Below are 13,669 nucleotides of genomic sequence, written 5' to 3'. Positions count from 1 at the left end.
TAATAGATTGCAAGTAATCAGATATTTAATTAGTATTGTTGCATGCATATGTCAGTGGCCCGATTACCTCGACGAATCAAAATTTTAATAGTGCTTTTTAGTGATCTAATTCTTTTACCATTAGCTTTATGGTCGGCAGTTGCACTTCGTTTTGGGACATTTCAGCCGTATGTTCAAGATTATTGGTGGTTATTCGGTGTTTTACCTTTATTTACCATTCCGATCTTTGCGCGATTGGGTCTTTATAGGGCTGTGATACGCTATGTAGACACTGAAATTATGAAAACAGTGTTATATGGGGTAACTATTTCGGTGCTTTTGTTGACAACGATAGTGACAATGACACGGGTTCAAGGATTGCCGCGCTCTTCAATTATTATTTATTGGATACTTTCTGCGCTTTACATTGCCGCAAGTAGATATTTAGCAAGAGGAATTCTGCTTTCGCTAGAGTCTAAGGAACGCTACAAGCAGAAAGTTGCTATTTACGGTGGAGGCAAGGCGGGGCTTCAGACGGCCTTAGCTTTGATGAACGGCCCAGAGTATAAGCCTGTATTATTTTTTGATGATAACGTCGAGTTACACGGGACGACTATAGCGGGGATACGTGTATTTAATCCGAAGCTAGCTGAAGAAACCATGTTACAATATGGCTGCAATCAGTTATTACTAGCCGTGCCCTCGGCACCACGATCAAAGCGTCGTGAGATCATACGACGCTTTGAAGGCAAAAATATTCACTTAAAAACAATCCCAGGTATGGGGGAGTTGGTTACTGGGCAAGTGAAGGTTGATGACATTAGAGAAGTAGGTATTGAAGATTTACTAGGTCGCGATCCAGTACCGCCGTTTGAACATTTAATATCCGTTTGTATAGAGAAAAAAGTTGTTTTAGTTACTGGAGCTGGAGGTTCGATTGGATCTGAACTATGTAGGCAAATATTAAGACATCACCCCGCTCGCGTGATTTTATTCGAAAGGTCAGAGTATTTATTATATAAGATTGAACGAGAGCTGTCTGAGCTCTGTTGCCATGCTGAAGTGGTTCCTATTTTAGGCGATGTTTTAGACAAGCAATCTGTTGATCGAGTTATACGGCAATACGATGTTAAGACGATATATCATGCGGCAGCATACAAGCATGTACCCTTGGTGGAAGCTAACATAGTAGCAGGAGTTATGAATAATGTCTTTGGAACTTTAAATGTTGCCAAAGCGGCGATTGATCAAAAGGTTGAAACATTTGTACTTATATCCACTGATAAAGCGGTGAGGCCTACCAATGTTATGGGTGCTACAAAAAGGCTTGCAGAGCTAATCTTACAAGCATTGGCTAGTAAAAAGCCATCTACGCGATTTTGCATGGTCAGATTTGGAAATGTCTTGGGTTCGTCAGGATCTGTTGTTCCACTGTTTCGAGAGCAGATACGTAATGGTGGCCCAGTGACGGTCACTCATCCAGAAGTCACAAGATATTTTATGACAATACCTGAGGCATCTCAGCTTGTTTTGCAAGCTGGTGCGATGGGAGCGGGTGGAGAGGTTTTTGTTCTCGATATGGGTGAGTCAGTACGTATCTCAGATCTAGCAAAAAAAATGATTGTGCTAAGTGGCCTAGAAGTTAAAGACCCTGAAACTAAAAGGGGTGACATAGCCATTCAATATATTGGTTTAAGGCCGGGTGAGAAATTGTATGAAGAGCTTTTGATTGGATACAATGTGGGTATAACGCAACATCCAAGAATAATGAAAGCCGATGAGGACTTTATAGAATTTTCAGATTTGATGGGCTTGCTTGAGTTATTAAAGGTTGGTTGTGATGAGCAGGATGCAGGTAAAGTTATAGAAATTTTAAGAAAATCAGTAAAAGAATATCTGCCGGCTAAGTAATACTTATTGTTGTGGATATTCTTATTACCGGTGCCGCCGGTTATATCGGCTCTCATACAGCTAACGAATTACAAAACCTAGGTTACAATGCCATAGCCCTCGACAATTTATCTAATGGACATCGTGAAGCTTTACACCCCAGTATTCCATTTTATCTAACAGATATCCGTGATAAAAATTCTTTACGGGAAATTTTTGCGAAACATAAGTTTTCTTATGTGATTCACTTGGCTGGTCTAGCGATAGTTGAAGAATCCTTCTCTCGCGAAAAAGACTACGAAGAAAATAACATCATCGGCACGAAAAATATTTTGAGTTGCTGTAAGGAGTTTAAAGTTTCCAATCTAATTTTTTCGTCTTCCTCTACAATCTATGGTGATGTGAATGGAAGGGGTAAACTGAAGGAAACTGATAAACAGAGAGCCATAAATCCTTATGGTCGTACAAAGCTGGCCTGTGAGGAGCTGATTTGTCATTCAAAAATCAACTATATAATTTTACGTTACTTCAATGTGGCTGGTGCGAGGCAGGACTTAACCAATGGACCACGTGGGCAGGGCTCGCAACGGTTATTTTTTCATTTGGCAAAAGCGGCTATTGAGGATAGACCATTCAATATTAATGGACACGATTATCCAACAAATGATGGTACCTGTGTACGTGACTACATTCACGTTGAAGATATTGCAGATATTCACATAGCCTGTTTAAAATACTTCAAAAAAAATTTTACATCTTTAATTCTTAATTGTGGTTATGAAGAGGGATTTTCAATCCATCAAATCGTAGAAAATTTTGAAAAGTACAACAATGTAAAAATTCAAAAGAAAACTGCACCACGTCGTCAAGGAGATCCGGCTTACCTAGTCGGGGACACACAATTATTAAAACAACATCTGAACTGGAAATCCCGCTTTGAAGACCCATTAAAAGAAATCTGCGTTTCGACGTATCAGTGGATGAAACGCCAACACGAATAGAAGTTATTTGAAGTCTTCCCGCAAATGCACTTTGTCCGTATTTTGAAATCCCATTTCGGAAAATTTACTCTATTCGAATAGGTAGCTTCAGACATTGGTAATTCCTTTGTACAGCCTTCTTGCTGAAGGTGTTTTATGGATAACAAATGGGCTTGCTATTTTGTACGGAATAGCGTACAATCAAGACTAACTGTATTTCTTGCAACAGAAGAGTATACAGTTTGGTATAAGAAGCAGAGTCCAAAAGTCAGAGCGCAAATTGACGGTCGCTTGCTGAATATTGCAGAGCATGGCAGTGTTCTTGATTCTAGGAGGTAATAAAAATGGGCAAGATAAAGATATCAAAAAAGCACAAAAGATCGCCGAGAAAATTCATGCTCAGTAACGGGTTGCAACTGATACCGCATGACCCAAGTCACATTTTTAAAAACCATAAAGAAATCAAATTAGCTCTCGCAGAGTCCTTATTCGATGGTGACCGAGAAGCTTTTATTGAAATACTGGCCGGGTACGTAAGAACTCATAATATTCTAGAGGTCTGTCGTCGGACAGGACTAAGCCGTACTGTAGTGTATGAAGCCACGGGTAAGCAAGGTAATCCATCCCTAGATACACTCTGCAAGATTATGACAGCCTTTGATAAGAGCGCAGCCTGACGAACTCAAGATCCGTCCGTACTCTGAACCCTTAGAGGTAAGTTAAGTTGTCCTCATTATCATTGAAAACAGGTTGCCTTAACATGTCGGGCTTTAGATAATACCCTTATGACCTTAAACCAACGCATCCGCCATTGGAACCACAAAAGAATCGACAAAATGCGTGCGTGGAAACTACAAATGGCGAGGTTTGTATTTGGTCCCTTTTCAAGGTTTCTAACTGAAGATAAAGCTGACAAAAAGATTTTAGTTTTGCGCTTAGATGGCAAGGTAGGGGACAGTGTAACGGCCACAGGGTTTTTAAGAGCTATTAAAAACTCATATCCTGATTATCAACTTATAGTCGCCACCAACAAAGGAGCCGCTGAGATTTATCAGTCCCTGAGTTTTATCGATCAAGTTCTGATTGGTCAAAAAGGGATAGGGTCGACGTTGGCGTTATTTGCGCAATTGAAACGTAATAGTTACGCCTACATTGTCAATACGTCACATATCTTAACCCCACAGGTGATTTTTTTGAATAGTTTCCTGAAGGCTTTCCGAAAAATTTCTTTTGAAAATCTTAAAATGAAAGGGATCTTTTCCGACTGTCTTTCTATTGATTTTCATGCCGAGCACATCACAGATCGTTATCAAAAAGTGCTAACGGCGATGAAGCTGTCCAAGGCAGATTTGAGTTATCAGGTGAATATTGAATTAGAGTCGGCGCGAAAAGCCGAGGCTTATTTACAAGATCTGCGCAAAAAATATCGGCAGATCATTGTTCTTAACAGTTTTGCTGGGGCTCGACTGCGAAATTTTAATTTACAAACGACAAAGAAAATTGTCAGTGAACTGTTGCAGCGGTGGCCCGAGGCTTGCGTGCTAAGTGTGGCCAATATAGGGGACCATAGAATTCTAAATGAGTGGATATCTGAGGCGCCAGACAGCCGATGGATTCATAATCCCGAATTTTCGACTCTTCAGGAAAATATGGCGATTTTGAATAAGGCGGACATCTTAATTACTCCCGACACCGCATGGGTGCATGTAGCCTCGGCTCTAAAAAAGAAAGTGGTCGCTGTTTATCGTGAAGAGCGGAATCCAGCTGAAAGTAACGCTGTCATCTGGGGACCATTTGGAACACAAGCTGTGGTTGTTACCGCGGCGTCTAAAGAATCAGCTCCGGATGATATTAATAATGTAAATGTGAGTGAAGTTATAAAGGCCGTTTCTTCAATAATAGACAGGCCTCTTTAATCAAATGCTGGCTCGGCAGATTCACCCAGAGCTATTTTGTTCCCGTACGGGAACAGAACACTACTTTTACTCATTTTGATCCCGTACGGGATCATTTATTAAATATTGACTATTTTGATCCCGTACGGGATCATTTGTATATGGCAAAAGTAAACAAACCCAAAGACATAGGCCGATTAATTCAGCAAAAAAGAAAAAAGAAAAAACTGTCTCAGACAGATCTGGCGGAAATGTGTGGGGTAGGGAGACGGTTTATTTCTGAGCTCGAGGGTGGAAAAAAAGAAACTTACGACTTGGGGCTGACATTGCGAGTTCTGAACCGTATGGGCTTTGAGCTGCAAATCGGGGATCGTGAGTCGGAGGTTTAACCATGGTGCCATCCTTAGCTGTTTTTTATGATTCACGGCCAATAGGAAAGCTATATCTGGATTTTGAAGGCCAACTTTGTTTTGAATACACAAAGGAATGGCTAACGGATCCCCGCTCTTTCGCTTTATCCCACAGTCTTCCGTTGGATTCCGTGACTTATGTTGAGGGTGCTGCGGTTTATTTCGGGAATCTTTTGCCGGAAGGAAAGCTGCGTAAGCTGATCGCGAAGCGCTTAGGTGTCAGCGAAGAGAATGACTTTTCGCTTTTGCAGGCATTGGGCGAAGATTGTGCCGGTGCTTTTACTATAGGCTCTGCGGGCGAATCGACCCAAACAGAGTCGGAAAAATATATCCCGATCAGTTTGGCGAAAATATCTCGCATCTATGCTGAGCAGCCGATTTTTTATCTGGGATTTGAAGGAAAAGATATCAGGCTTAGTTTGGCTGGAGCCCAAGACAAAGTGGCGCTATCGGTGCAGGGTGGGAAGTATTTCCTTCCCAGTGGTGGAGCCCCGAGCTCGCATATTCTGAAATTTCCCAGTAAAGACTACGCCTATCTGACTGAAAATGAATACTATATTTCTCAGTTGGCACTAGATTGCGACTTCAAGATGATGCCTGTGCAGCTGGTACGGCATGGCACGTTTACGGGATTGCTGGTGGAGCGCTATGACCGGACAGAGGGCAAAGTAAAAGGACTGCCGCAAAGATTGCATCAAGAGGATCTTTGCCAAGCCATGGGGATTTCCTATCAGCAAAAATACGAAGAAGAGGGTGGTCCCACATTTGTTCAGGCGTTTAATTTTGTTGAAGATATCAGTGTTTCCCCGCTAGAGGACCTAGAGCAGTTGCTGAAATGGTTAGTGTTCAATGTCTGTGTTGGCAATTGTGATCACCACGGTAAAAATATCTCTTTTTTAATGTCGGCGGATCGCCGTTGGCGATTAAGTCCGTTTTACGATTTGCTTTGTACTCGGATCTACAGCAACTTAACTAAAAATCAGGCCATGAGTATCGGAGGCCTATTTGACGGAGCGAACTTATCTGAAAATCATTGGAGGCAGTTGGCAAACGACGTCAACTACAGTTACGACAAATTACGACGCGAGATCGCATTGCCTATCGTGGATACTCTTCTGGCGCAGGCTGACGAGCAAGCCAAGCTATTTCAGGGAACTTCGGCCTACTCGTTTATCCGGACAGTGGCTACTGAGGTGAAGTCTTTAAGTCAGCGTGTCGAAAGAGCTTTTTCCACATAATATATGAAGCCAGATGCGACGCCGCAATTTCAAGGAGCAGTTTCCTCTATGTTTCACTGAAACTAGACTGCCCACCATAGACGACAAGAGTTAAAATAAACTGAGTTTAGGTTAATTTTTTATGCGAGGTCCCCCATGCAAGTCTACTCTGACATCACCAAAACAATCGGCCGTACACCATTAGTTAAAATGCAAAGGCTCAATGCGGATTCAGTTGCCGATATTTATTTGAAATTAGAATTCTTCAATCCATTGGGATCGGTCAAAGATCGTATTGGTTTGAATATGATTGAGGATGCTGAAAAATCTGGGGCCTTAAAACAAGGAATGGAAATCATCGAGCCCACTTCTGGCAATACCGGAATCGCTTTGGCCTTTGTCGCTGCTGCCAAAGGTTACAAGCTAACCTTAGTGATGCCAGAAACCATGTCTCAAGAGCGCCGCACGCTATTGCTTTTACTGGGAGCCGAGCTTGTCTTAACTCCGGGAGCAAATGGAATGCGTGGAGCTATCGCAAAAGCGATGCAAATGGTCAGTGAAAACTCCAACGCCTTTTTTCCATCACAATTTACAAATAAAGCAAATCCAGAAGTTCATAGCAAAACCACAGCTGAAGAGATCTGGAAAGACACCGATGGACAAGTGGACATCGTAGTTTCTGGGGTCGGAACAGCGGGAACGATCAGTGGCGTGGGCCAAGTGCTGAAGTCACGCAAAGCTTCTGTACAGATGGTGGCGGTAGAGCCGACGGAGTCTCCGGTATTATCTGGTGGTAAAGGTGGGCCTCATAAAATTCAAGGTATCGGCGCGGGTTTTGTCCCACGTGTTTACGATAAAAAAGTGGTCGATCAAATCGAGCAAGTGAGCAGTGACGAAGCCTTAGCGATGGCCCGTGAGGTGATCAAGCGCGAAGGGATTCCCGTGGGAATTTCATCCGGCGCGTCGATTACTGTGGGTTTGCGTTTGGCAAAATTGCCCGAAAACAAAGGTAAGAAAATCGTCGTGATTGTTCCCAGCTATTCCGAACGCTATTTGTCCACTTTGTTGGCTCAACCAGAGCGCGAAAAAGCGGCGGCTTTAGCTGTGCAAACAGTGCCGGAAGAATGGCTAAAAAAGATCGACGAAGTGTATCCGGGATTGTAGATCTTTTTGGGTGTCTTCCGCCCAATGTTAGGTGTTGGTACATCATGCCGACACCTAACTTTAGGCACAAGGCACATCAACATTCATCAACTATCAGGCTCAACCATCGCGCTGATGTCGAACTTCTGCTGATCAAATTAACTAGTCTGCCTAAGCCTTCATCATCCCATTGAGATCTCTGCAATTTCTTTGACTTAAGTACCTGATAACTCTAGCTTTAGCTTATCAAAACAAGGAGTTATCTGGATTATGGATTCAATTTATTTGATATCGCCGATTATTGCCGGAGTTGTAGGGTTAATCATCGCTGCAGTTCTTTACTTCCGAGTGAAGGCACAGCCTTCAGGAAACGAAACTATGAATCGTATTGCGGGTTATATCCGTGAAGGTGCGATGGCGTTCTTAGTACGTGAATACAAAGTGTTGGCAGTCTACTGTTTAGTAGTCGGCGCTTTGATGTTCTATGCTTTGGGTAGCTTAGCAGCGTTGTGGTTCATCATCGGTGCTGCCTTGTCATTGTTTGCAGGTTTTGTCGGTATGAAAGCCGCAACTTTTGCGAACGTACGTACAACTCAAGCTGCTGCGGTATCGACAAAAGGTAATGCCTTGCTGGTCGCTTTAGATGGCGGCGCGGTTATGGGTCTTTCTGTTGCCGCTTTGGGTTTACTTGGTTTGGGCCTTGTTTATTACTTCTACCAAACGTCTGAACACGTAGGAACTATCCTGCACTCATTTGCAGTTGGTGCTTCTTCTATCGCATTATTCGCGCGTATCGGTGGTGGTATCTACACAAAAGCTGCTGACGTGGGTGCGGATATCGCGGGTAAAGTTATCGAAAACATCCCTGAAGATGATCCTCGTAATCCGGGCGTTATCGCGGATAACGTAGGTGATAACGTAGGTGACGTTGCCGGTATGGGCGCGGACATCTATGAATCTATGGTAGCTGCGATCGTTTCGGCAATGGCGATTGCATTAACAATCACGACTTTGCCAAACATCATGGCTTCTGCGGATGCGACAGTTGAGCAAGCTCGTTTGATGGGTGTAACTCTTCCATTGGTTCTTTCGACTCTTGGTTTGATCATTTCAATCATCGTGATCTTCATGGCGCGTGCTTTGAAAAACTTTAAGCCAGCTACAGTATTACGTTCGTCATTGATGTTACCTCCGGTAATTCTGACGATTGTTTCTTTCATCGTGATGCCAATGATCGGTGTAACTCAAAACGTAACTTGGGCTTTAGCTGCAGGTGCGTTCGGTGGAGCTCTTATTGGTTTAGTAACTGAATACTACACAGCTATGAAGCCAATCCGTTTGGTGGCTGAAGCCGCTCAAACAGGTGCTGGTACTGGTGTTATCCGTGGTTTAGCTGTGGGTATGGAATCAGTAGCTCTTCCTATCATCATCGTGGTGATCGCAGCTTACATTGCTGATCACTTCTTAGGTTTATACGGTATTGCCCTTTCTGCTGTGGGTATGTTGGCAGGTACAGCTGTTGTGATGACAGTTGATGCTTATGGTCCTATCGCAGATAATGCTGGTGGTATTTCTGAAATGTCAGGTTTGGATCCTAAAGTTCGTGAAATCACAGACGAATTAGATGCAGTTGGAAATACAACAGCAGCTATCGGTAAAGGTTTTGCGATTGGTTCTGCCATCTTGACGGTTGTGGCATTATTCTCGGCTTTCAATATGGAAGTGAATCACGTACGTCAAGGCGCTGGTCTTGAAGCGATGCAATTGGATTTAACATCTTCAGGAGTTTTGATCGGTATCTTGATTGGTTCGATCTTGCCATTCCTAGTCGGTGCAACAACGATGACTTCAGTAGGTAAAGCTGCTGGTAAAATCGTGGTTGAGATCGCTCGTCAATTCAAAGAGATCCCAGGTCTATTGCAAGGTAAGGCTGAGCCTCAACCAGCGAAGATCGTAGATATCGCAACTACAGCGGCATTATATGAAATGATCTTGCCAGGTATGGTAGCTGTTGTAGCTCCAGTAGCTGTAGGTTTCTTGATGGGTCCTCAAGCATTAGCTGGTATGTTAGCTGGTGGTTTAGCTGTCGGAGCAACAATGAGCTTGTTCATGGCCAACGCGGGTGGAGCATGGGATAACGCTAAGAAATTCATCGAAAAAGGTGGATTGCCAGGTCACAAAAAAGGTTCTGACGCTCACAAAGCGGCAGTTATCGGTGACACTGTTGGTGACCCATTCAAAGATACTTCAGGACCGGGTATTGCGATCCTAATCAAAGTTATGTCAGTTGTGAGCTTATTGATCGCTCAATTGATCGCGCTTAAATAGTGCCAGGCCCTATTTACGGACGCAATGCTTCCGAAAGTAGGGTGTGCATAAAAATAAAAAAGGCTGCCGAAAGGTGGCCTTTTTTATTGGGTTTTTCTGTGTGTAGTAAGTGAGGTGTTTCTTAGAACTCGCGACTAAAAAGGCGATGAGTTTCTTTGTCTTGATAGGTATCGGTGTTCAGGTCTTGCAGTTCTTCGTCGGTGTAACCCGAACGAATGGAAAGAATACCTATTTGTTTCTCTGATAAACTGAAATCAATACGCCATGTGCGATAAGCCAGTGTCCAGTAGTGCCCATTGGACGTGACACGTTTTTTATCAGAGTTGGTGGGATCATATTCCAATTGGCGAAGAATAAAAGCTTTTAACTCTCGTAGGCCATGTCCTTCTAAGAACTCTAGCTGTGATTCGACTAAAGGGGAAAATGAAATTTGATGCTTTTGAACTAAAGAACTTTCAAGCCATTCGATATGAGCATCTTCGGCCACATCATGTTCAGGATGATAAGGCTTAATGTCGTAAATCGGTGAACCATCCAGCAGATCATTTTCGCCGACTTCAATTTCTAGGTTTTTAATATCGATCAACTTAACCAGACTCAGGCCGATCGGGTTAGGGCGGTAAGGTGCCCGAGTGGCGAATACACCGATTTTGCGGTCCGAACGCGGAGTCTGCACTAGCGGTTTCCAATTCGGATTGTGGTGAAAGCCGAAAATCAGCCAGATATGGGAACAGCCAATCAGATCTTGCAAGGCCTGTTCATAATTTTCACCGGAACTGAGTTGAATTGTTCCGTGTAGTCCTAGTGGATCGGGTTGTCGGCCGGCCTGATAGGATTCTTTCTGTTGGGATTTAAAATATCCGATCGGTTTTAAAATCATCAGACCCCTTTATATTACCGGATAAGGTACGGCCTACCTCAAACTTTGATTTTGCTTTCATTCCACTGTTTGCGCCACTCATATCCAGCAATAGCAGCGGCGGTGGCGGCATTCAAAGAATTCTTTATTCCAAATGTAGGAATTCGGCGAATTTCATCACAGAGAGCCAATTGATCCGCATCAAGCCCAAATCTTTCATTTCCAATGACAAACGCCATAGGTTTATTTTCTTGATAAGGGTAACCGATGTCCAAGGCTTTTGCTGATGTTTCCAGTGCGATAATATATGTGCCTGCTGCTTTTAACTCTTCAATGGCTTGGGTAAAACTAGTGGTTTGCCAATCCATAATAAACGCCGCACCCAAGGCTGACTTTTCCACCTGAGGTTGGTGCGGAGTAGGCGTGTAACCTGTTAGCCAGATTTTTTTCGCTCCTAAAGTGTCTGCGGTTCTAAAGATAGAGCCCACATTAAATGCAGACCTCATATTATCGACAACAAAATGTAGGGGTACGCGCTCAGTGACAAGGTGATCGCGGTCCGTACTGGAAACTAAAAAGTCATCGTCTTGCACAGTCTTTTTTAGATAGCGTTCGAAGGGAACTGCAATGGTTGAAAAGTGTCGCAGTGTCATCTGAGGATTCAAATGAGTTTTGTACTTAGACAATTTTTGCAGGATAGGATCCTCTGACTTTTCTAATTCCGTAATACAGCTAATTAAATGTTCAAGTAGGGGTTCATCAAATTGTCCATCCCGAGAGTCCATCTCGAGACCTTGAAACAAATTGTATATTTCTTCTAATTTAGCTTTTGTCGACATAGCTTTTTTACTCTGCTTACTTACCTATTTTGTCTTACTTATTTTACTTTACTGCCAGCTTTAGCACCTTCATCCGCAGACAAAACGAATAAATCAGTTCCGCCATCTCCAGCGGCTAGAACCATTCCTTCGCTGATGCCGAACTTCATCTTGCGCGGTTTAAGGTTGGCGCAGATCAAAACTTTGCGACCCAATAGTTTTTCTGCCGAGTAAGCAGATTTAATTCCGGCAATAATTTGTTTTGTGTTACCTGATTCTAGCTCGACTTTAAGGCGAAGCAACTTATCGGCTTCTTTGATTTCTTCGGCTTCAATAATTTGAGCAATACGTAAATCAATCTTAGCAAAGTCTTCAAATTCAATTTCAGTAGGAGCTGCGGTTTCTGCTTTGGCACCTTTGACTGAAGTAGCGGCAGTAGCAGGTTTTTTCGGTTTTTCAACGGCTGCGTAGATTTGCTTTTGCTCTTCGATCATAGACTTAATTTTTTCTGGGTCCACACGCTGAGCTAAATGAACGTAGTCATTAACTTTGTGATTTGTCAGCATAGCAGTGTGATCGTTCCAAACGTAAGATCTTTCACCTAGCAATGTGGCTACCTGTTGGGCCATAGCTGGCAAGACAGGCTGTAGGAAGATGGCTATTTTTCTAAAAGCATTTAAAGTCGTGGTTAAAACTTGTTTGGTCCCAGCGGGATCGGTTTCTAACGTCTTCCACGGAGCTTTTTCATCAAAGTACTTATTGGTGATTTCAGCGCACTCACGAATCAAAGTGGTGGCTTTTGCAAAATCGCGCACATCATAATACTTAGCAATCTGTTCGGCATGATGGTCAATCTGGCTAAGCACTTTTAATCCAGCTTCATCCGGAGTGCTCATAGTGCTATCCATTTTTTTAGAAAGCATTTGTGCACCACGGGATGCTAGATTGACAATTTTACCAACAAGATCTGAGTTCACGCGCGAAGTGAAGTCATCAAAATTTAAATCCATATCATCAATGCTGCCATTGATTTTTGTTGCGTAATAATAACGTAAAAATTGTGGGTCAAGATGGTTCAAATACACTCGTGCTGCAATAAAAGTCCCTTTAGACTTACTCATCTTTTCGCCATTCACCATCACGTGTCCATGGACGTTGATTCCTGTTGGTGATTTGAATCCGGCACTTTTCAGCAACGCGGGCCAAAAAAGCGTATGGAAGTAGACGATATCTTTTCCGATAAAGTGGTAAATTTCTGTTTTAGAATCGGCAGACCAGAACTCACTCAATTGGCGATTATTTTTCTTGGCCCACTGATCTAGCGACGAAACATATCCCATTGGGGCATCTACCCAAACGTAGAAATACTTTCCTTTTTCGCCAGGGATTGCAAAACCGAAGTAAGGCTCATCGCGCGAGATATCCCAATCGCGTAGATCTTCATTAAACCACTCCATCATCTTTTTAGATATTTCAGATGAGGTGTGTTGGGGAAGCCACTCTTTTAGATATTCTTTAAAGCTATTTAGCTTAAAGAATATGTGATCTGAAGATTTTTTTACGGGAGGCGTTCCGCATAAAGAACAGCCCGGCCCAATTAAATCCTGTGGTGAGTATGTGGCTCCGCAAGAGTCGCATGAGTCACCATATTGATCGGTGGTTTTACATTTAGGACAGGTCCCTTTAACGAAGCGATCCGGTAGGAACATTTTGTCATGTTCACAGTAAAGTTGTTCGATAGGCTTCTTGTGAACATGTTGTCCTGCGCTCATGCGCTCGTAAAAGAGTTCACATAATTGGCGGTTTTCATCTGAGTTAGTCGAGCCGTAGTGATCGAATTGAATATTAAAATCAGAAAAATCTTTACAGTGGTCATCAAAAGAGCGCGCGATTAATTGCTCAGGTGTGATGCCCTGTTCGCGCGCTTTAATCATGATCGGAGTTCCGTGTGTATCGTCGGCACAAATAAAAATACACTCGTGTCCACGCATTTTTTGAAAGCGAGCGTAAATATCAGCCTCGATATGTTCGATCATGTGACCTAAGTGAATAGGGCCATTGGCATAAGGAAGTGCGCAGGTCATTACGATTTGTCGTTTTGTAGAATTTTTTACCAGAGTCGTCATAAAACCTCTTTAAATAAAACAGTA

At 43.0% G+C, this 13,669-nt stretch carries 11 protein-coding genes; 8 read left to right on the top strand and 3 right to left on the bottom strand.

Annotation, left to right across the window (positions count from 1 at the left end; all coding sequences use genetic code 11):
- Nucleotides 1-42 precede the first annotated feature (42 nt).
- From A11Q_RS07330 to A11Q_RS07295, 8 genes are all read left to right on the top strand, one after another.
- Nucleotides 43-1,890, top strand: a complete 1,848-nt coding sequence (locus A11Q_RS07330) for a polysaccharide biosynthesis protein (RefSeq protein WP_015470166.1) — start codon at nt 43-45, stop codon at nt 1,888-1,890.
- An 11-nt stretch (nt 1,891-1,901) separates the two neighbouring features.
- Complete coding sequence (gene galE / locus A11Q_RS07325; protein WP_015470165.1) at nt 1,902-2,870, top strand: UDP-glucose 4-epimerase GalE; 969 nt, start codon at nt 1,902-1,904, stop codon at nt 2,868-2,870.
- 374 nt (nt 2,871-3,244) lie between these two features.
- Complete coding sequence (locus tag A11Q_RS14065; RefSeq protein WP_041575163.1) at nt 3,245-3,526, top strand: helix-turn-helix domain-containing transcriptional regulator; 282 nt, start codon at nt 3,245-3,247, stop codon at nt 3,524-3,526.
- 108 nt (nt 3,527-3,634) lie between these two features.
- Complete coding sequence (locus A11Q_RS07315) at nt 3,635-4,765, top strand: glycosyltransferase family 9 protein (RefSeq protein WP_015470162.1); 1,131 nt, start codon at nt 3,635-3,637, stop codon at nt 4,763-4,765.
- Between the two features lie 140 nt (nt 4,766-4,905).
- The gene (locus A11Q_RS07310) at nt 4,906-5,133 is read left to right on the top strand and encodes a helix-turn-helix domain-containing protein (RefSeq protein ID WP_015470161.1); all 228 of its coding nucleotides are present in this window, start codon (nt 4,906-4,908) and stop codon (nt 5,131-5,133) included.
- A gap of 2 nt (nt 5,134-5,135) precedes the next feature.
- Complete coding sequence (locus tag A11Q_RS07305; RefSeq protein WP_015470160.1) at nt 5,136-6,392, top strand: type II toxin-antitoxin system HipA family toxin; 1,257 nt, start codon at nt 5,136-5,138, stop codon at nt 6,390-6,392.
- Between the two features lie 135 nt (nt 6,393-6,527).
- The gene (cysK, locus tag A11Q_RS07300; protein WP_015470159.1) at nt 6,528-7,535 is read left to right on the top strand and encodes a cysteine synthase A; all 1,008 of its coding nucleotides are present in this window, start codon (nt 6,528-6,530) and stop codon (nt 7,533-7,535) included.
- 249 nt (nt 7,536-7,784) lie between these two features.
- Entirely contained in the window at nt 7,785-9,842 is a 2,058-nt protein-coding gene (locus A11Q_RS07295) for a sodium-translocating pyrophosphatase (protein WP_015470158.1), read from the top strand.
- A gap of 121 nt (nt 9,843-9,963) precedes the next feature.
- On the opposite strand, the gene tsaA is transcribed toward A11Q_RS07295, so the two are convergent.
- The 3 genes from tsaA to metG are packed head-to-tail and all read right to left on the bottom strand — an operon-like array spanning nt 9,964 to nt 13,645.
- Nucleotides 9,964-10,722 (bottom strand): tRNA (N6-threonylcarbamoyladenosine(37)-N6)-methyltransferase TrmO, encoded by a 759-nt coding sequence (tsaA, locus tag A11Q_RS07290; protein ID WP_015470157.1) that lies wholly within the window; start codon nt 10,720-10,722, stop codon nt 9,964-9,966.
- A gap of 38 nt (nt 10,723-10,760) precedes the next feature.
- On the bottom strand, nt 10,761-11,540 hold the full coding sequence (locus A11Q_RS07285) for a TrmH family RNA methyltransferase (protein ID WP_015470156.1): 780 nt from the start codon (nt 11,538-11,540) through the stop codon (nt 10,761-10,763).
- A 38-nt stretch (nt 11,541-11,578) separates the two neighbouring features.
- Nucleotides 11,579-13,645: a methionine--tRNA ligase gene (gene metG / locus A11Q_RS07280; protein WP_015470155.1), complete on the bottom strand. Its 2,067-nt coding sequence runs from the start codon at nt 13,643-13,645 to the stop codon at nt 11,579-11,581.
- Nucleotides 13,646-13,669: the final 24 nt, after the last annotated feature.

It is taken from the genome of Pseudobdellovibrio exovorus JSS (assembly GCF_000348725.1).
Taxonomy (GTDB): domain Bacteria; phylum Bdellovibrionota; class Bdellovibrionia; order Bdellovibrionales; family Bdellovibrionaceae; genus Pseudobdellovibrio; species Pseudobdellovibrio exovorus.
Note: the sequence above shows the minus strand (reverse complement) of the source record. Positions and strands in the feature narration are given on the sequence as shown.